Raw genomic sequence first — 18,980 nt, forward strand, 5'->3', positions numbered from 1 at the left:
CTGTACTTTATCCAGAATCACGCCTCGCTCCTTCTGTACTTTACCCAGTATCACGCCTCGCTCCCCCAGCAGGCTCGAAGAATCGCTCTGGCGTGATTCTGGGTTCAGTGAGTAGGCGGTTGCAGAATCGCTTTCACGTTATTCTGGGGAGCTAGCCTTCTTTGGTTAAAAGCTTCCATGCGTTTAATTGGCGCTGACGTGTCGAGGAACGAGACAATACGCAAGCCAATTGAATTGCATGGAGGCTTATGGTTTACGATAAATAGAGGAATACTTGATGAAATTCACGCGCATTTTTAACGACGATCAAGGCAAAAGCCATTTTGGCGAGATAAATCTGGATGTTCGCGATGGTGGTGCCATTGGTTTTTTGTCTGAGCGTTTTCCGGTGGGTGAGATGATTTTCCGTGAAACCCCAAGTGATTACGATTTTAAATGGCATCCAGCGCCACAGCGTCAGTTTCTCTTCATCATCAAGGGACGTTGTGAGTTTAAGGTGTCTTCAGGTGAAACTCGTCAATTCGGTGCAGGGGATGTGGTCTTGCTTGAAGATACAGAAGGCGAAGGCCATTGCAGCAAAGCGTTATTTAATGAAGTAAGGCACTCGATTTTTGTCACTGTGCCAGACGATGTGGTGTTTTAAAGACAGGTGAAAAAAGCAAAGGGCGCAATGCCCTTTGCTTATAAATGAGAGAATAAATAGGTTTGCGATTCTTTTAGTCGCTGATTTATTCCATTGATATGCTTTTCCATTTCCATTTGTAGCTGGACTAATTTCTCAATATCGCTGGGGCTGGTTTGCAGCATGGTCTGTGCCAATGCATCCAATTGCTCGAACTCGCTCGCCATGCTGACGAAGCTAGACGTATGTCTAAAATCGAATTCGTTATCTGTGCCATTGAAGTACCAATCTGCGACGGCCGTTTCGCGCACGTTCATCATGGTGTCCTTACCTGTAATGACATTGATCAGGCAGTTTGTTTGCCAGTTGTTCAGTTCCAGCAATGATGCGGAAACGTGAGAATATGCCATGGATTTATAGCTCGCTTCCATGAGGCCTTGTGTGCTTTCGGCGGTTTTGTTGAACGAGTGATTGAGGTTTTCACAGGTTTGGCTAACGCTTAACGTATTTTCATGTAGTTTTTCGATCTGCTGGCTAACTTTGATCGTACGGTTATCGATACGATTTACCAAGGCGGAAATCTGTTCGCTGGAATCTTTGGCTTTGGTGGCCAAGGTTCTGACTTCATCGGCTACCACGGCAAAGCCTCGGCCATGCTCTCCCGCCCTTGCGGCTTCGATAGCAGCGTTGAGTGCTAATAAGTTGGTTTGTTCTGAGATGCTTTGGATGGTGTTGGTAAAACCTTTGATTTCATTGGCAATATCTTTCAGTCCATTAACATCTTCTAGGCTGAGTTGCGTTTGGCCGGCAATGTCATTGAGTGACGTCGAGAGTTGGTTAATGTCCGCTTTGTTTTTCTCAATGTCTGTATTGCTGCCTTCTGCCGCACTCATGGGCTCGAATAAGAGTTCTAACACTTGATTTATGGCATCAAAGGATTCTTGGTTGATGTTTCTTTGTGGCAGGAAAAAACGTTTGTCGAGTTGAGTGGTAGGCGATTTAGAGGATTCGTTCCTGAGCGACTCAATGGTCGCGGTCAGCTCCGATACTTTTGTTTCAAGAGCCTGCTTTTCAGCGGTTGCTTGAGTTAACTCACTTTCTAAGGCTTGGAAGCGCTTTTTGTTCAACCACATAGGCATTCCTTATTTGGAGCGTTGAGAATGAATTATCTATTTAGCAAAAAAAGTACCAATTGTGTAAATAATTAGCAAGCAGTGTTAGTAGGGTAAAAATTCCAATTGAAAAAAATACCAGCGCTGTTTAGGGCAGCGCTGGTAGATCAATATAGTGATTTATTTTGAGTCAGGCTCAAACAAACCACGCTTCATGAAAAGCTTCACCCAGATTGCGCCAATCACACACAATACCAGCAATATACCACCAGTGATGCTGTACACCATTTCAGTCATTTCTGGTGAAGGCGAGTTGTTCAAGGCAACATACAGCATGGCCGCAATCCCCAAAATTTGTGGTAATGGGTAGAAAGGTGTGCGGTATGGACGAGGGTGATCAGGCATACGCTTACGCAATACGATGACATTAATATGGGCTACGATGTAAGCCAAAAGCCAGCTGGTGGTCGCCGCAATAACAAGCGTGATAAGTGACTCAATGCCTAACCCAAAGTATGGAATGGTTGTTAAGCCAGTGATCATTAGAATGCCAACCCAAGGTGCATCAAAGCGGTTTTTCGCTTTTAGTTGTGGGAAAGCTTGGCCTTGTTCAGCCATGCCTTGCAACATTCTTGGAACAGCAGCAAGTACCGTGTTCATGGTGCAACATGTTGCGGCTAAGCCCATGGCCGTCGCAATGATCAATCCACTTTTACCAAATACGGCATTGGCGTAGTCCAAGAAAGGCAGAGGCGAGCCAACGAGCTCATCCACGTTGAGATACAGGCTTGCTCCATACACAAAAGCAGCAAATATGAAGAAGATCATGAACAAGGATAAGTGCATAGAACGCGGAATGTTTTGATGAGGATTTTTTACCTCTTTAATCATAGGGCAAATGAATTCTACCCCAACCATAGTCCACAAGGCTAAACCTACTAAACCGATAAAGCTGCCATCCAATACGCCCGCAAACCCCCAATCAACAGTGGCTCCAGAAAGCACTGGATGAGGTTCGCTGGCGCCAGAAATAGCCACAACGCCTGTTAGGATAAGCGCACTAACTAAGATAAATGCGAGAACGTTTTGTATACGTGCAAATACGTCTGTGCCTATTAGGTTGGTTGCAGTGAAAAGCAACAAGATAAGTAAAGGACCGATCTTTTCTGGTAAGAGGCCAGGTAGTAGCTGACTCAGCATGGCATCGACCAGAAACATTTCTACTGGGATTGCCAGTACGGCAACGACGACGTAGCCTGCAAACACGGACACAATGGCTGGAAAGTGTCCTATGGCCTTTTGCGTATAGGTTGCCAGTGTTCCTTCTTCTGGGAACATTAGTGATAATTCAGCAAAGCTCATGGCATTGAATTGCGCCAAGATTAAGGCGGTTATCATGGCAAAGATAAAGCCCATGCCACCGATCCCGATACCTTGTAATGCTGAAATCATTGAACCTTGCACAATGACTAAGCCAATACAGATAGCCATCATGGTGGGTAAACCTAGTTTTTGGATTTTTGTCGCTGATTTGTCAGCTGTCATTATTGTTCCTACATTTGTGATATCGTTCATGCCTTTGTTCCTCATGTGAGTAAAACGTTATTACGATTTCAACTCTCTTTTATTTTCATAGTCTTGCAAACCGATATGGTTTGGGATCTATGAGAGGGCCAACTCCAGACACAAGGTCTGCTGCCAGTTGTCCTGCCGCTGGCCCAGTACCAAATCCATGCCCTGAAAAGCCAGTGGCTATCGTCAATCCGGGGATATCTTCGATATGGTCAATAACAGGGTTTGAATCGGGTGTTACATCAATCACACCAGCCCAAGCCTCTTCTATTTGTGCTTGGTTAAAGATCGGCCAAGCGTTGCGTAGGTTGGTGAGGGCTTCGTGATTAAGGTCTGGATTAGCTGCCGGGTCCATGGTGCGGATCTTCTCAAACGGTGAACGACTGTTTGCCGTCCAGCGCCGCGCTAGTCCAAGATCTTTGAAAAATTCGCGTCCAAACGAGGTGCGTAAAAAGCTACGTTGGGCGCGAAGTTGGCTAAGGTAGCGCCAGCCAATAAGTAAATGATCTAGAGTGATGTGAGCATCCAAAGCACCTCGTTGAGTGATGATGAAGCCGCCATCTTTGTGTTTCCTAAACGAAAAGTCTGGCCCACCGACGGCAATGTCGGTGGGGCCATCCATTGGTTTGGTTCTTAGTACGGAGCAAACCAATGGCAGAGTCGGTAAGGAAATACCGTGATTGCCTAAAAAACGACGAGACCATGCACCGCCAGCCAGCAAAACTTGTGAGCAGCGTATCTCACCCTTTTCTGTGACCACGCCACTGATCTTGCCAGCGGAAGTTGAAAGGGTTCGAACGGCGCAGTTTTGCACTAGGATGGCGCCTTTTTCAATAGCGGCTTTGGCCATCGCGGGAACAGCAATGGAGGGCTCGGCACGACCGTCGGAAGGTGTGTAAATGCCACCTTTCCATTTGCCTTCTCCACCTGGAACATGTTGGTCTATTTCCTGCGAACTGAGCATTTTTGAGTCTAGCGAAAGGGAATCGACGGATTTCAACCAGCCTTCATGCATGGCCATTTGCTCTTCCGTTTTCGCTAAAAACATTATGCCAGATTGTTTGTAACCAACAGATTGGCCAATACGTTCTGGCATTTCTGCCCAAAGCTTATCGGCTGCCAAGGCCAGGGGAACGTCTTCAAAATGACGGCTGGTTTTACGTATCCAGCCCAAGTTGCGTGACGATTGCTCTCCAGCAATGTGGCCTTTTTCAATCAAGACCACTGGAATATTCCGCTCAGCTAACGTTAATGCGGCTGTTACACCAATTACACCACCGCCAATAATAACCACGCTTGTGGATTCAGGTAACTGGTCGGTTGTATGCACTGCATCAAGTGTTTTTGTCATGGCTCGTATCCTAAATTAGGCACAATAATGTTTTATTTGGCGGTATTAATAACTTCAACGTCTGCGTTAGAGGCGCCGCGGAAAGCGGTCACTTCCAACTCCATTTTGTAGATAGTTGAACCAAGTGGTGGACAGGTCACCGTAGTGGCAGGGTCGATGCCACGGAATTTTTCACCAATTAACGTCATGACGGCTTCAGTGTCTGCTGGGTCTTGGATAAAAACTCGCGACATCACCACATCTGCAAGACTTGAACCAACCGCTTTAAGTGCTGCTTCAACGTTGCTGAATACTTGGTGAGTTTGTTCCAATACATCGTCTGGAATTTCTTTTGTCTCAGGGTTGCGGCCAGCCGTATTGGACACAAATATCCAATTGTCGACGCATACTAGACGCGAGTAGCTGCTTATTTCTTCTAGTTTTGAACCTGTTTTGACTTTTACTATTTTGGTCATGATGGTTTTCCTAAAATGTAATCTTCGAAGTAAAAAGCGTTGTGATTATCGTAAAACTGGTGTTTCCCAAAGGTTTAACTTCACGCCAATGTTTTGTTCGATTGCATTGCGATACACCTTAGTTGCCCAAGCCACATCTTCTACTGGCATGCCACCAACTGACATAATGATGATTTCTTCATCATTTTTGCGGCCAGGTGCTTCTCCGGCAGTGATCTCTCCAATGTCTTCTAAATCATCTAATGTGATTTTGCCTTCCGCGATCATGTCCATGAAGCGCACACCGGGCAGAGGAATGTAGTTGTGAGCTGGCTTTGGCACTTCTTCGTACCAGGCTTGGTAAAGGCCAGTGTTATCGAGTACTTTACGCACATCGTCTTGTTCCATGCCATCATCTAGGCTGCAATAAGCCGGCATAACAAGGAAGGTTCCTGGTTTTACCCATTCGCGTTTTACAATTGGGTAAGTGGACGGGTCACCGGTTACACCAGAGTTGCAGTAGGTCACTATGTCTGAACCACGAACGACTTCTTCTAAGGTGTCGACAACCTGAACATTGGTGATTTGTGGGAAGGTTTCATTAACCCATTCAATAAAGACATCAAGGCTTTTTTGTCCGCGCCCTTTCACTTTAATCGTATCGATGTCAGGGCAAACGGCCATAAAAGCTGCAACCGCTGTTTTCCCCATCACGCCTGGCCCAAGTAGACCGATGACTTTAGAATCTTTGCGAGCAAGATAGCGTGCGCCAACGCCTGGAACCGCACCGGTACGGTAAGCAGAAAGTAGGTTGGCTGACATGTAGGCCAATGGCGCGCCAGTATCTGTGTCACTTAAGATGAACATCAGGATTGAACGTGGTAAGCCTTTTTCGCGGTTCTCAATGTTTGACCCATACCATTTCACGCCGGATGTTTGGAAGTCTCCACCAAGGTAAGCAGGCATCGCCATTAAGCGGCGGTCTGCGGTCGGTTTTGGCATAGTTGGAAACGGTGATTCGTCAGGGAAAGTGATCATGGCGCCGTGGGAATCGCTGTTTGGCCCAGCCATTCGGTAGTCACCTTTGTACAACAGAGTAAACATCTCATCCATGGTGTCTACGCATTGGGGCATATCCATCACGCCTGCTTTAATCATGTCTTGTTCAGAGAGATAAATAAAATCGATATTCGTGTTTTCAGAAGTTGTAGACATAACATCACCTTAATAAAGTTGGAGAAAAGTTGGGTGTTTCCGTGCTTGGCTCACGTTGTTTTTTCGCATATGGAGAGCTTTGCTAGGCAGCGGATGATTTTGATCCTAGAAGCTTAGATTTTTTCCGTATTGAATTTTTGCGACACGATGAAATAGATATTTATCGCGACAGAATTGGCATCTGGTTTGCAAAACCAAAAGATTGTTATGGTCATTTTGGTAAACAGGTGCGGGTCATGTTGAAAGATTCTGTGTACGATCGAGTGTCAGGAATTCACTCCAAACAACCTTGGTTTGTATTGGGTGCGGCTCAGGATTTTTTGCTGTATCACTCTGATATTCCTAGTATTTCTCATTTCTACAGTTTTGAAACGGATGTTTTAACAGAGCACGTGTTGGCCATTCCTGATGGCTGTGTGGATATTTTGTTTGATTGTGATGAATTCCGGCCTTCTGCCAAAGTATGCGGTACGACATTGTCAGCCTCCAATGCAGAGTTTCTTCCTAATCATAGATATTTTGGTGTGAGGTTTGCGCCAGGCGTGATACCGGATTTTTTGGATGTGTCAGCCAATGAGCTTATTGAGCATCAGTTGAATCTATTAGATGTGGCACCTAAGTTTTGTCATTTCTTTGAACTAATTGTCCAAAGTGATGTATTTGCAGATCAGGTCGCACTATTCGAAAAATTTTATATGAATCAATGTGCTAGAAAACCTTCTATATTAACCTTGCAGACGATGGATGAGATTTTTATCCATAAAGGCAATATTCAAATACAGGATATAGCAGAGACAACAGGCTACACAACGCGAACCATTCAGCGTCAATTTCGTGCGGATATGGGTATGTCTCCAAAAGCCTTCAGCCGAATTATTCGTTGTCAGTCTGCTGTTTACGATATTAATCACAGCAAGGGGGTCGCCTTTTCCGATCTGGCTTGTGATCTCGGTTTCAGTGACCAAGCCCACTTTTTAAGAGAATTCAAAAAACTGGTTAGTGTCACGCCATTAGACTACTTACAGCGCGTTAAACAAGAAACCTATGTTGGACGCTTGCGCTATTATTGAGCTTTGGTAAGACATTTATTGCTGTATCGCACAAACCTTGTGCAATCCCTTCTCGTCATCGTTAATTTATTCTGATCTTTTTTTTCGCGCTCTCTCTTTTTTCACTTGTAATTAATGGGGACTTCTATCATTTCATTTATGGTTAATGATTATGAGGATGATAATTGTTATTATAAGTGTTTTTGATGTTTACAATTTCAGCGCCGCTATTGGTTAACGAAGAACGATGGAAGGAAGCACTTCAACATGATGGTAAATCAAGTAAAAAAATGGGCATTTCTGCTGACAGCGTTTTGGTTGATGCTAGTACCTGTAAATCAGGCAATGGCTATGGACAATGACAGTGATGCTTATAGAGAGATTTCCCATGCCATGGGGAGTGCTAAGGTTCCTAAAAAAGTTTTGCGAGTGGTGACCTTGTTTCAAGGCGCAACGGATTCTGTTGTGGCATTGGGATTGACGCCTGTGGGGGTAGTGGATTCATGGGAGGAAAAGCCAACTTATAAGTACTTGCGTAAAGCATTGCAAGGCGTGGCTCATGTGGGGTTGGAGACCCAGCCCAACCTAGAAGCGATTGTGTCATTGAAACCAGATTTGATCATCGGCACCAAGTCACGTCATGAAAAGATTTATCACCAATTATCGAAGATTGCGCCAACCGTAATGGCAGAGAATGTCTATGATTTTAAAACCACTTTAGACTTAACCGCTGAGGCTTTGAATAAACAAGAGAAAGGCAAGAAGGTTTGGGAGGAATTCCAGCAACGTATTTCGAACTTTCACCATGACATTAAGAAACGTCAAGCGAACTGGCCACTAACCGCAGCGATTCTGAATATTCGTGCTGATCATTTACGCCTATATTTGAATCAAAGTTTTCCTGGTGTGGTGCTAAAGGAAATAGGCTTTAAGTTTCCTATGCCGAATAAAAATGGTTGGGGAGTTAAGCTAAAAACCAAAGAAGCCTTGCCCAGTGTCGATGCCGATGTGTTTTTTATCATTCTGCATTCCAATGATGTGGCGGTGAAACAGAATTATGATGCATGGCGGAATTACCCATTATGGAAAATGCTCAAAGCGCCGAAAAACCATCAAGTGTATGAAGTAGACAATGTTGCTTGGTTGTTGTCGGGAGGCATCCTAGGGGCAAATCATATCCTTGATCAGCTGTATCAAATTTTCCAAGTACCTAAGGCTGAGCGCTAGTACTTCTATGCCTTTAATTTCAAGCCGTAAGTGTAAATGGGGACTGGTGGTTTTGTCCTTGCTTTGTCTGGCCCTTTCTTTTACAGGCAGTGTGGCTTATGGACAATACGTGGTTTCAAGCAAATCGATTTGGTCAGCATTTTGGTCCTATGACCCGAACTCAATTGATCAGGTAATTGTCCGCACTACGCGTTTATCTCGTGCTTTGGTTGCCTGTTTGGTGGGAGCATCTTTGGCCGTGGCGGGCGTTTTAATGCAAGCATTAACCCGTAATCCTCTCGCATCCCCCTCCATTTTTGGCGTTAACTCAGGGGCGGTGTTTGCCATTGTTTTGTTTTCAACTTTCTTCTCGGTTACCTCTCTGACTACTTTTTTATGGCTGGCCTTTTTGGGAGCGGGTGTCGCTGGGGCGCTAGTCTATGGCTTAGGGACGTTAGGTCGGGATGGCTTGTCTCCAGTGCGTATTGTGTTGTCCGGTGCCGCGATTTCGGCGCTATTTATGGCGTTTACCCAAGGTATTCTGGTGATTGGTCAAGAAGGTCTGGACAGCGTGTTGTTTTGGGTGGCGGGTTCTGTGTCGGGCCGTGATTTGTCTATGGTCATGCCATTAATTCCGGCTTTTATTGTGGGTATTGTGTTGGCCATGTTGACGGCACCGCAGATCAATATTTTGTTGTCTGGTGATGACATAGCGAAAGGTTTGGGCCAGAACACAGTCTTCATCAAAGTCGTGCTTAGCTTATTGATTATTGGTTTGGCCGGTGGTTCTGTTGCATTGGGTGGTAGCATTGGTTTTATCGGTTTGATAGTGCCACATATGGTGCGCGCTGTGGTGGGTCATGATCATAAATGGTTGATTCCATTAAGCGCGTTATGGGGCGCAATTTTATTATTGTGTGCAGATGTGGTGAGTCGCTTTGTGATCATGCCTGAAGAAGTGCCAATAGGGGTTACAACTGCTATTTTGGGGGCGCCTTTCTTTATTTATCTGGCACGCAAAGGTGGCAAGCGTGAGTAAGTTTTTCAAGGTTCGACATCGCTTGTTTTCTTTTTCGACTCCGATTGCGTCTTTGTGGTCGATGCTTATTCTCTTTGTTTTCTTTTTAGCGATTATTTTTCTTTCTTTAACGTTAGGTAAAGAGTTTATTGCTTTGCCTGAGGTGTTTGCAGTGCTGTTAGGTCATGGTGATCAGGCTTCGCAGTTTGTGGTAGAGACACTACGCTTGCCTCGAATTCTGATGGCGGCGATGGTGGGAGCCGCTTTGGCCTCATCTGGCTTGGTGTTGCAATCTATGATTCGAAACCCGCTGGCTTCCCCAGACATTATCGGTATTACTGGTGGGGCTTCGGCTGCCGCCGTGGCCTTTCTATCTTTCTTTGCGGCGACGATGGGGATTGCTTGGTTGCCTATTTTTGCTATTGCGGGGGCATTACTAGCAGCCTTGCTGATTTATTCGTTTGCTTGGCGTCGTGGTGTAACTCCTATGCGACTGGTTTTAGTGGGTATTGGTATTTCTTCGGTCATGGGCGCCGTGACGACGTTTGTCATTGCCGCCAGCCCGCTTTCGACAAGTATCAGTGCGTATATTTGGTTGACGGGGAGTGTGTATGGTGCCAGCTGGGTTGAAGTACAAGCTTTACTGCCTTGGTTGCTGATGACATGGCCTTTGGCATTTTATGTGGCGCGTCGTGTGAATACACAAGAACTGGGTGATTCACTGGCCACTGGGCTGGGTGTCTCTGTGCAGCGTTTGCGTTTAGGGTTGTTATTTTTGAGCGTGATAATGGCCGCTCCCGCGATTGCTTATGCTGGTGCAGTAGGTTTTGTGGGGTTGATCGCGCCACATATCGCTCGACGTTTTGTTGCTCGAAGCTTTGCGCTTTTGTTGCCAACCTCTGCATTGATTGGCGCTTGTTTAGTCATGTTGGCTGATCTTTGTGGTCGTTTGCTGTTCCAGCCTTTGGATATACCGGCAGGCGTTTTTGTGTCAGCTATTGGTGCGCCATTCTTCATTTATTTACTCTATCGACAGCGCTTCTGAGTCGTTAGTCATTGGAATTTTTTAACGATGAGTTTGTCTGAACAGAATTTATTAGACGATAATTTATTGACTCCGTGCCCATTAGAAAGTGTGGCGCTGTCACTAGGTTATGAAAAAAAAATCATTATCCATTCATTGGATTTATCCATTAAATCGAATCAAATTACGGTACTGGTTGGCGGCAATGGCTGTGGTAAATCCACCTTATTAAAGTCGTTTGCTCGTTTGTTGAAACCCTCGTCTGGTCAGGTTCTTTTAAATGGCGCAGATATTCATGAATTGTCTGGAAAAGAGGTGGCTCGTAAGCTGGCGATTTTGCCGCAAGGCCCTGTGGCCCCAGAAGGCCTGACGGTAGAGCAACTCGTTAGACAAGGACGATACCCACATCAAAGCTGGCTACAAAGTTGGACGGAAGATGACGAGCGATTTGTTCACAAAGCCTTACAAGATACCAATATGACTGCATTTGCTCATCGCTCTATCGATGCATTGTCCGGCGGGCAAAGGCAGCGCGCTTGGATTGCGATGGCATTAGCACAAAATACGGATATTTTGTTATTGGATGAGCCAACAACTTATCTAGATTTAACCCATCAGATAGAGATTCTCGATTTGTTATTTGAATTGAATCGCACACAGAAAACGACCATCTTGATGGTGTTACATGATTTAAATTTAGCCGCTCGCTATGCCCACCACATGATTGCGATTAAAGAAGGTAGAGTGTTTTGCCAAGGGGCTCCAGAAGCGATTTTAGATCATGAAATGGTAAAAGCGGTCTTTGATATGGAATGTCATATTAGTGCCGATCCCTTGTTTGGTACGCCCATGTGCATCCCTTACGGAAAAGGTCGCACGGTGTTTGCTCAGGAAGATGAGCATGCTTGAACCTGATACCAGACAAGTACTGACTTCTGAAGAGTGGGATGCTTTAGCCACCTTTGGGCTTAAGTCTTATCAACAAGATGAGCCTCTGTCTATCGATTCTAGCAAGCTATTGAATGATGCTTGGTGTTTAGACACTCTGCAAAAAATTATGCCCGAGTTAGGGGCGACTAATATAAGGGTGACGGCTTCCTTAGTGATCAAGCGAGTGGCGTTTCTTACCCTTGCCCCAGTTTTATACGCTATGTCTGGGTTTGATAAAGGACTCGATGTATCGATAGAAAACAGCGTCTTTGAATATCCGTTAGAAAATAAATTGTGGCTATCTAAAATGCCGTTAAAAGATACGTCGGTATCTGTTTGGCAAAACTTAGATAAAGAGGGTAGATGTGCGTGGCGAGAAGACATTCTGAACAAAGTCTTTGCCGGGCATTTAACTCGGCTGGTGGAGCAGATGTATCGCTTAACCAAAGTCTCTCGGCGCATCCTTTGGGAAAATGTCGCGGTACGGGTGTTTAGTATTTATGAACAGCGCATTTTGGCTAATGTTGCTGAAGAGAAAAGAGCCGTTGCAGAAGCGGATTATGCTTACCTTTTAGATAAAACAACCACTCAACTTTTTGGCTTAGATGAAAATCCGCTGACGCCTTTTTATCGCGACAAGCGCTTAACGGAATTGTCTGATAAACCCATTCGTGTGCGTCGTACCTGTTGTTTTTATTACCAAGCCACCGAACCATCTGTGTATTGTGGCGCTTGTCCCTTGCTGTTTAAAAAGCCAAAGGCTTCCCCTAAAACGTAGAGGAAGCCTTTTTGATATGGTTTGTTAGAAATCCAAACCATAAGCCAATGTCAGAGTACGACCTCGCCCTTTGAAGTAGAAGCTGTCATTTGCATAAGCGGCTTGAGAGTAGTAAGTGAAGTAGTCTTGGTTGAATAAGTTAGCCACGGATACACTCATTTTCCCCACAGGAAGTTTATAACCCATGGATGCATCCACAAGTGTATAGCCATCAAAGTCGAGCTTGCTATTGTCAAAGCTGCGGCTGAAGGCGTGGCTTACTTGTAATAATGACGATAGTTTTTCATCCCAGTTGGCCGTCCAAGATGTCACTAAACGGTTTGGTGGAATATCTGCTCCCGTTAGTTTTGTATCTACTTTGCCATCAGCATCCGTATCGGATTTACCCTGAACATAGGAGTAACTGGCTTGTAATTTGTGCTCTTTATTGAGTTGGAAACCTAAGGACGCTTCAGCACCATGAATTTCTTTCTTCTCTCTTTTTACTACGTAGAGACCGTTTTTGTTCACAATGCGGCTACCCAAATCTGAATTGGATTGGTAGGCACTCAATTCAAAGTCGAATGCATCGCGATTGATGCGGAAACCAGCTTCATAGTTGTCTGTCAAAATAGGAGACAGGTCAATTAATGTGTCTACATTTTGGTTGGCGGTTGACACTCCGCGCAGTATTCGACCCACATCGGGCATACCGAAGCCTTGGGAATAATTGGCAAACACACTCATCGTCGGAGTAATTTTGAAGACTGCTCCAGCGTTGTAGACAGTGTCACTAAAACTTGGGGAACCACCATTTACTAGAACTGAGGTGTCTTTATTTGTCGCCACGGTGCGGTAACTATCCACGTCTAATTTAGCGTGTTCGTTACGGGCTCCCGCTTGTAGCGTTAAGCGTTCTGTTGGCTTGAATTCGAATTGTACGAAAGGAGCGTAGTTGGTGTATTCGGTTTCTGGTACATAGGTGCGGTTGGTTAAGATAAGTTCCTGACTGGTTGTATCACGTAACAAATCTAATCCAGCGGTGAGACTTAATGTATTATCCAATAGGCCGTTTTTGGTTAGGCTAAATTTGCCGCCAATCTTTTTTGATTGGTTTTGGCTTTGATCATATAAGGTACCAACTGGGGCGATACTGACATCTTGGAAACTATTGGATTTTGAGGCGCCATAACGGCCTTCAAAGTCTTGATGGAAGACTTGTGCTTTAAAGTCCATACCATCCAGATCACTGTCAGTATAAGTAAGGTTGGTGGTTTGCACGTCATTGTAAGGGGCGACGCCGTTTGGTGGTGTGCCTTTGATGGAGCGGGTTGGAACCCCATTATCTCTATCTCCGTCAACGCCAGTAAAGTTCATGCGACCTTTCATTTTGTATTTGTTGACTTCGAATTCCAGTCTTTGTTCGTCGCTCAACCAGTAGCCCAATTTGACAAAAGCATCATGGCTTTTTGAGTCCATGATGTCGCCGCGCACGGTCGCGGAACCTACATAGTCGTTATTAGCATCAATGTACATACCTTGTACTTCGTTGGTTAGACCGACAAGGTAATCGAAATCGCCTTGTGAACCTTCTGCTTGATAGCCAATTTTATAAGATAATGTGTCGCTGTTTATTTCTTCAGTCGGTGTGGTTATTTGTACATCAACATGTTGTTTGAGCTTGTTGGAACGATTGGATTTGGTGATAAAGTTGATGATGCCGCCGGTTGCTCCCAAACCATGAACTGCGGTAGCGCCGTGGATGACTTCAATACGTTCAACCATAGATAGGTCGATGGTGTGGGCAGAACGGCTACCTTCACGAATGGGGTTGGACTGTGGCACGCCATCCACCATGTACAAAACAGATCGTCCACGAAATGTCTGGCTGCTGTTATTGAGTTTTTGTGTATTGGGTGAGTAAGCTGGTAATAGGTTAGATAAGGCTTGCGAGCTGTCTGTGCTGATTGCAAGTTGATCTTCTATTTGCTTTTGCGAAATGATAGTGACGACCTGAGGATTGTCTTCTTGTTTGGTGTTAGAGCGGCTGGTTTGAATCACCAACTCATCTAAATTTATAGACTGTGTGTCTGCAAAAGCGATTTGTGATGAGCCAAGAAGAAAAGGTAATAAAATGATGGTGCTGCGTATTTTTGTGGGAGACATTGAATGGACCTGATAAATAGAATTTTGCAAATGCTAGTGCATTTGATAATCATTATCAAATAAAAGTTTAATAAATCTATGCAATTGGAAAGAATTAGAAGAATAACCCTGGGTTTATTCTTCTAATGAAAAGGTTAAATTTGCGGAGGGTGTTTTTTAATCCAATGATCGGCAATGTCTTCGCGTCGTGCTATCCAGACATGGTCATGGGATTGCACATAGTCCAGAAATTTCTTTAGAGCCATGAAGCGACTTGGCTTACCAAGGGTTCGGCAATGCATGCCGATGGACATCATTTTCGGTGCGGTCGCTCCTTCTTCATACAAACAATCAAAGTTGTCTTTTAGATACTGGAAAAATTCTTCACCGTGATTGAAACCGTATGGGGAAGAAAACTTCATGTCATTGCAATCGAGTGTATAAGGAACGATCAGATGCGGTTTGCTGCCGCCATTAGGGGTATCAACTTTTACCCAATAAGGGAGGTCATCACCGTAATTGTCTGAGTCGTATTTGAGTTGGCTTTGTTCTGCCACAAGGGCGCGGGTATTTGGCGAATCGCGTCCTGTGTACCAACCGGTCGGTTTAACGCCAGTGACTTCTTCGATCAAAGCAAGCGCTTGTTGCATGTGCTCGCGCTCTTGCTCGATTGGCATTTCTTGATAATGAATCCACTTTAAACCATGGCAAACTATCTCATGATGACCGTCGACAAACGCTTTTGCTACTTCAGGGTTGCGCTGCAAAGCCGTTGCAATGGCAAAGATCGTCAGGGGAAGTCCTCGGCGTTCAAACTCATTGAGTATTCTCCAAACACCAGTACGAGAGCCGTATTCGTAAAGTGATTCCATGCTCATGTGGCGGTCTTTGAAAGGCTGAGCGCCGAATATTTCGGATAAAAAAGTCTCGGCGTGTTCATCGCCATGAAGAACGCAATTTTCACCGCCTTCTTCAAAGTTTAAAACAAATTGAAGGGCCACTCGGGCATTGTTGGGCCATTTTACGTTTGGTAATCCTTGGCGGCCATAACCTGCGTAATCGCGCTCTAGATAATGTTTCATGGTTTACGTTCCAGTATTTGTCATAATATTTTCAGCGGTCTAAAGGCTCCAATGAGCGTAACGCCCAATAAAAGCTTTGCTAACTCTTTGACCATATTGGCCTTTTTTAGAGGTTTGTAGCCCTAGTTGATGCAATGACTCTGCCAATTTTACCGCCGCGGAGACCCCATCTATGATGGGAACGGGTAATTCTAAGGAAAGCTGTGCCAACAAATTCGACATGCCTGCACAACCAAGCACAACGGCTTCTGCACCATCTTGTTCTATCGCTGCTAAGCACTCGGTTTTTAGAAGTTGGTAGGCCTCAGGGTCTATGTTTTCTAACGCTAAGACCGGAATATCAGTCGCTCTAACGCCACTGCAATGGTGTTTGTGGCCGTATTTATTGAGTAGATGCTCACTGGCTGGCAAGGTTCTGGATAAGGTGGTTACAACGCCAAAACGGTGGCTAATTGAGCTGGCCATTTGAAACGCGGCTTCGGCAATACCTATGACGGGAGCGTCGGCCAATTCACGGGCGGCCTCCAAGGCTGGATCACCAAAACAAGCGATAATATGGGCATCAACACCTTGCTGTTTGCCTTGTTCTATCAGATCAAGAAGTGCGGCACTGGCAATAACTTCATCAAAAGCGCATTCAATACTTTTGGGGCCATGCTCTGGCGTGCTAGCGATAATCTGTGTGCTGCCAAGTGCAACAGATTTGGCACTTAATGCCATAGCCTGCGTCATGTCGGCACTGGTGTTTGGATTGATTAGCTGAATTAGCATGGGGCTCCTAGCGGCCAAATAGTCGATTAAAGTCGATATTCTCTTCGGGCTTACTTTCAAGAATTAGTGAAGATTTGATGTGTTGTAAGTGATGTTGCATCCAAGTTTGTGCTTCAACCTCGTTACCTTGATCCAGAATATCTAGCAGCTGGGAGTGGTCACCACATTCACAGCCAACACTTCCTCGCGTGCCATAAGCGGCGAGGATTAAAGAAGATCGATAGCAGAGTTGTTCAACAAAGCTGGCCAGTACCTGATTACCAGAGAGCGTTGCCAGCTCATAATGAAAACGAGCCGTTAACTGAATGGCATCGGCTAGTTGATTGTCTTCTTCTGCCTGTTTCTCTTCTACCGTCATCGCTCGAAAGCGTTCAGACTGCGTTGGGTTCCAGTTCATTAAAAGCGCCGGTATAAGCTGAGGCTCAATTAAAATTCGACTGTCGAGCACTTCCGATGCTTCCGCTTCGCTTGGGCGACTTACATGGGCGCCTTTGTTTTTTTCGATCACCACAAAGTGTTCTAAAGCAAGTCGTTGTAGCACTTTACGAATGCCGGTTCGGCTTACGCCAAAGGCTTCTGATAGGCGGTCTTCGGGTAAACGCGCGCCTGGTGGCAGTTGATGTTCGACAATGGCTTTTAGCATTTGTCGATAAATGTTTTCGTCATTGGGCATGATGTTCTCTATTAACTGTATACAATCTTCTGTTGAATATTGTTGATGAAATAATATAGCACGACAATTAATCTCAGGCATCCCAAATAAAAAAACCGTTCATTTTGCACAAGAATGGTGTGTGGGTATGGTTTTTTGGCTGGTAATGGTGCGGTTTTGTTGCGGCTTTTGTCCGATATGCTTATTTATTGCATAAATCATTGAGGTTCGAATTTTGGCACGTAAATTGTATTTATCATTGTATACAATCCAAAAGGAACCTAATTATGAAACAAACGTTTGATCAAAGCCCTAGATTGGCAAACGCCGATCTTCTCCCTGAGAAAGAGCAGAAATGGGGATGGTACAGTATCTTTGCTTTTTGGATGTCTGATGTTCATAGCGTAGGTGGCTATGTGTTTGCGGCCAGTTTATTTGCGCTTGGACTAAATGGGATTCAAGTATTTATTAGCTTGTTGTTAGGTATCTCTATTGTGTTGCTGTTCGCTAACTTGATGGGGAAACCAGGGCAGAAGGCGGGCGTGCCTTTTCCCGTGGTAGCGCGTATGTCTTTTGGTGTCTTTGGCGCGAACATTCCTGCGATTATTCGAGGCTTGATTGCCGTTGTCTGGTATGGCATTCAAACTTTCCTAGCCTCAAGCTCATTCATTATTTTGCTGCTTTATTTCTTTCCAGGTATGGCGTCTCTTGCAGATGAATCTTTTATTGGTCTTTCTTATCTTGGTTGGATTGGCTTTATTGCGATGTGGATAGTGCAGGGAATTGTCTTCATGTTTGGTATGGACATGATTCGTAAGGTAATCGATTGGTCTGGTCCTGCTATCTATATCGCGATGTTCGCATTATGTGTGTATATGGTGAATCGAGCCGGTTGGGAAAATATCAGCTTTAACCTGAGCTCACATAACCTGACAGGCATGGATGTGATTGTGCAGATGTTTATTGCCATTGCATTAGTCGCAGGTTATTTCGCGGGTCCAACATTGAACTTCAGTGACTTTTCACGTTATTGCGGCAGTTATAAAAAATTAAAACTGGGTAATTTATTGGGCTTGCCACTTAACTTTGTCTTGTTTTCGTTGTTTAGTGTGGTGATTGTATCGGCTTCTATTCCAGTATTTGGTTCGATGATTACCGACCCGGTAGAAACCGTGAAGCGTCTCGATTCTGGGTTCATTACGGTCCTTGGTGCGCTGACTTTTATTTTTGCTACCGTGGGGATTAATATCGTTGCGAACTTTGTGGCACCGGCGTTTGATTTTTCGAATGTGTCTCCACAGAAAATCAGCTTTAAAACGGGGGGATTTATCGCCGCCTTTGGCTCTGTATTGTTAACGCCTTGGAATTTGTTCAATAACCCAGAAGTGATTCATTACACGGTGGATGTTTTAGGTGCGATGATTGGGCCATTGTACGGCATTATTATTGTGGATTATTTCTTCATTAAAAAAGGTCATATTGATGTGGCTGCTTTGTACACCGAATCACCACAGGGCCGTTATTGGTATGAAAATGGTGTGAACAAGAAGAGTGTGTATGCCTTGCTGATTGCCGGTGCGGTGTCTATTCTGGCAACCTTCGTCTTCAGTGCCTTGGCAAATTATGCCATCTTCATTGGCGGGATTGTGGCCGCTTTCTCTTATCGCTTCATGATGGAGCCTGAGCGCCTTGCTATTCAAGAAATGGGGCTGGCTAAGTCCTAAACAGATTACAAAGAGTCTGTGTCGTCCTAAAATAAGTTGACGATTTTTTGTTAAGCCAGTATGGATTCCATACTGGCTTTTTCATGCACTTCTTCTGGTGTTTTCATATTAAGACTTAAGTGAGGTCGATACCTATTATAGATATCAATAGACTCACTAATATGCCTTTCTAATTCTTTAAAAGTTCTGCATCTTCCAATCAAAAATTCTTGCTTCAATATGCCATTCACCCTTTCTGCTAACGCATTTTGGTAGCAGTCATAGCCATCTGTCATCGACGGCTTTATTTTATTGCGTTGTAATTCTTTTTGATAAA

The 18,980-nt window shown here is 44.7% G+C and carries 19 protein-coding genes; 9 read left to right on the top strand and 10 right to left on the bottom strand.

Annotation, left to right across the window (positions count from 1 at the left end):
* Window positions 1-277: 277 nt before the first annotated feature.
* Window positions 278-643: a cupin domain-containing protein gene (locus tag C0J08_RS01840; RefSeq protein WP_212654440.1), complete on the top strand. Its 366-nt coding sequence runs from the start codon at window positions 278-280 to the stop codon at window positions 641-643.
* A 38-nt stretch (window positions 644-681) separates the two neighbouring features.
* Here C0J08_RS01840 and C0J08_RS01845 read toward each other — a convergent pair whose 3' ends face one another.
* From C0J08_RS01845 to C0J08_RS01865, 5 genes are all read right to left on the bottom strand, one after another.
* Window positions 682-1,761 carry a methyl-accepting chemotaxis protein gene (locus C0J08_RS01845; RefSeq protein WP_212654441.1) on the bottom strand — a complete coding sequence of 360 codons (1,080 nt, stop codon included), beginning with the start codon at window positions 1,759-1,761 and terminating at the stop codon, window positions 682-684.
* 153 nt (window positions 1,762-1,914) lie between these two features.
* Window positions 1,915-3,309 carry an APC family permease gene (locus C0J08_RS01850; protein ID WP_212654442.1) on the bottom strand — a complete coding sequence of 465 codons (1,395 nt, stop codon included), beginning with the start codon at window positions 3,307-3,309 and terminating at the stop codon, window positions 1,915-1,917.
* A 55-nt stretch (window positions 3,310-3,364) separates the two neighbouring features.
* Window positions 3,365-4,657: an NAD(P)/FAD-dependent oxidoreductase gene (locus tag C0J08_RS01855; protein ID WP_212654443.1), complete on the bottom strand. Its 1,293-nt coding sequence runs from the start codon at window positions 4,655-4,657 to the stop codon at window positions 3,365-3,367.
* 32 nt (window positions 4,658-4,689) lie between these two features.
* On the bottom strand, window positions 4,690-5,112 hold the full coding sequence (locus C0J08_RS01860) for a RidA family protein (RefSeq protein WP_212654444.1): 423 nt from the start codon (window positions 5,110-5,112) through the stop codon (window positions 4,690-4,692).
* Window positions 5,113-5,157: 45 nt separating this feature from the next.
* A complete protein-coding gene (locus tag C0J08_RS01865; protein WP_212654445.1) occupies window positions 5,158-6,306 on the bottom strand; it encodes an ornithine cyclodeaminase family protein in 1,149 nt (382 codons plus the stop codon).
* A gap of 236 nt (window positions 6,307-6,542) precedes the next feature.
* Here C0J08_RS01865 and C0J08_RS01870 point away from each other — a divergent pair, with 236 nt between their 5' ends.
* The 7 genes from C0J08_RS01870 to C0J08_RS01895 all read left to right on the top strand — a co-directional run bounded on the left by C0J08_RS01870 (window position 6,543) and on the right by C0J08_RS01895 (window position 12,311).
* Window positions 6,543-7,376, top strand: a complete 834-nt coding sequence (locus tag C0J08_RS01870) for an AraC family transcriptional regulator (RefSeq protein ID WP_212654446.1) — start codon at window positions 6,543-6,545, stop codon at window positions 7,374-7,376.
* Between the two features lie 185 nt (window positions 7,377-7,561).
* Window positions 7,562-7,717: a hypothetical protein gene (locus C0J08_RS22600; RefSeq protein ID WP_249344473.1), complete on the top strand. Its 156-nt coding sequence runs from the start codon at window positions 7,562-7,564 to the stop codon at window positions 7,715-7,717.
* The gene (locus tag C0J08_RS01875; protein WP_249344475.1) at window positions 7,707-8,582 is read left to right on the top strand and encodes an ABC transporter substrate-binding protein; all 876 of its coding nucleotides are present in this window, start codon (window positions 7,707-7,709) and stop codon (window positions 8,580-8,582) included. The genes C0J08_RS22600 and C0J08_RS01875 overlap by 11 nt, the downstream gene beginning before the upstream one ends.
* Before the next feature lie 7 nt (window positions 8,583-8,589).
* Window positions 8,590-9,600, top strand: coding sequence for a FecCD family ABC transporter permease (locus C0J08_RS01880; RefSeq protein WP_212654448.1), 1,011 nt, complete (start codon window positions 8,590-8,592; stop codon window positions 9,598-9,600).
* Window positions 9,593-10,624 carry a FecCD family ABC transporter permease gene (locus C0J08_RS01885; protein WP_212654449.1) on the top strand — a complete coding sequence of 344 codons (1,032 nt, stop codon included), beginning with the start codon at window positions 9,593-9,595 and terminating at the stop codon, window positions 10,622-10,624. Before C0J08_RS01880 ends, C0J08_RS01885 begins: the two co-directional genes overlap by 8 nt.
* Before the next feature lie 27 nt (window positions 10,625-10,651).
* The gene (locus C0J08_RS01890) at window positions 10,652-11,512 is read left to right on the top strand and encodes an ABC transporter ATP-binding protein (protein WP_212654450.1); all 861 of its coding nucleotides are present in this window, start codon (window positions 10,652-10,654) and stop codon (window positions 11,510-11,512) included.
* Complete coding sequence (locus tag C0J08_RS01895; protein ID WP_212654451.1) at window positions 11,505-12,311, top strand: IucA/IucC family C-terminal-domain containing protein; 807 nt, start codon at window positions 11,505-11,507, stop codon at window positions 12,309-12,311. The genes C0J08_RS01890 and C0J08_RS01895 overlap by 8 nt, the downstream gene beginning before the upstream one ends.
* Before the next feature lie 24 nt (window positions 12,312-12,335).
* Here the strand turns inward: C0J08_RS01895 and C0J08_RS01900 are convergent, their stop codons facing one another.
* The 4 genes from C0J08_RS01900 to C0J08_RS01915 all read right to left on the bottom strand — a co-directional run bounded on the left by C0J08_RS01900 (window position 12,336) and on the right by C0J08_RS01915 (window position 16,961).
* On the bottom strand, window positions 12,336-14,456 hold the full coding sequence (locus tag C0J08_RS01900) for a TonB-dependent receptor (protein ID WP_212654452.1): 2,121 nt from the start codon (window positions 14,454-14,456) through the stop codon (window positions 12,336-12,338).
* Window positions 14,457-14,590: 134 nt separating this feature from the next.
* Window positions 14,591-15,517, bottom strand: a complete 927-nt coding sequence (gene puuE / locus C0J08_RS01905; protein WP_212654453.1) for an allantoinase PuuE — start codon at window positions 15,515-15,517, stop codon at window positions 14,591-14,593.
* A gap of 39 nt (window positions 15,518-15,556) precedes the next feature.
* Complete coding sequence (locus C0J08_RS01910; protein ID WP_212654454.1) at window positions 15,557-16,288, bottom strand: aspartate/glutamate racemase family protein; 732 nt, start codon at window positions 16,286-16,288, stop codon at window positions 15,557-15,559.
* Between the two features lie 7 nt (window positions 16,289-16,295).
* The gene (locus C0J08_RS01915) at window positions 16,296-16,961 is read right to left on the bottom strand and encodes a GntR family transcriptional regulator (protein WP_212654455.1); all 666 of its coding nucleotides are present in this window, start codon (window positions 16,959-16,961) and stop codon (window positions 16,296-16,298) included.
* Between the two features lie 266 nt (window positions 16,962-17,227).
* Between C0J08_RS01915 and C0J08_RS01920 the strand changes: the two genes are divergently transcribed.
* A complete protein-coding gene (locus C0J08_RS01920) occupies window positions 17,228-18,664 on the top strand; it encodes an NCS1 family nucleobase:cation symporter-1 (RefSeq protein WP_212654456.1) in 1,437 nt (478 codons plus the stop codon).
* Window positions 18,665-18,714: 50 nt separating this feature from the next.
* Here the strand turns inward: C0J08_RS01920 and C0J08_RS01925 are convergent.
* A partial coding sequence (locus C0J08_RS01925; protein ID WP_212652676.1) for an integrase core domain-containing protein occupies window positions 18,715-18,980 on the bottom strand: 266 nt, incomplete at its 5' end.

The organism is Marinomonas sp. CT5 (assembly GCF_018336975.1).
Lineage (GTDB): Bacteria > Pseudomonadota > Gammaproteobacteria > Pseudomonadales > Marinomonadaceae > Marinomonas.